Below are 576 nucleotides of genomic sequence, written 5' to 3'. Positions count from 1 at the left end.
GATGGATGGTGACAAAGACGTGGTTGTGATCGGTGCGCTAAACCCTATCAAACCAGATAGTCCTATTTCTGGTTCTTACACTATGTGGCGTAACGATTACTCAGCGACTGAAGACGCCTACGACTTCGGCGGTATGAGTAATAGCACAGAAGAAATGGAGACAATCCTAGGCAGCTTCGGCGCAACAACAGACAGCACAATCGTCGTCTACGCTGCGGGCTCACACCACGATGCTGCGCGTCTTTACTGGCAAATCCATAACCTTGGCCATCAAGATGTTCGTTACCTTGACGGGGGCTTGAACGCTTGGATGGGCGCTGGCTACCCAACTGGCTCTGCAAACCAAAGCGTTGCAGCGGTTGAATACAACGCACCTAACACACAACAAGATAACAATGCCCTAGCAACGCTAGACATGGTTATCGCAGCGCAAAACAACCCTGATTGGGTGATCCTAGATACTCGCGGCAACGACGAGTTCAACGGTGAAGTTGCGGTTTCTGGCGCATACGGTCCGGGCACTATCCCAAGCAGTGTTCACATTAACTGGACCAAAGCGTTGAACGAAGACACAAC

Annotated in this window: 1 protein-coding gene; it reads left to right on the top strand. The window is 51.0% G+C overall.

Annotated elements, in window-relative coordinates:
* Nucleotides 1–576, top strand: a 576-nt coding sequence (locus R7Z50_RS29540) for a sulfurtransferase (protein WP_318150019.1), incomplete at both ends; no start/stop codon positions are given.

This window comes from Vibrio sp. 1249-1 (assembly GCF_033340495.1).
Note: the sequence above shows the minus strand (reverse complement) of the source record. Positions and strands in the feature narration are given on the sequence as shown.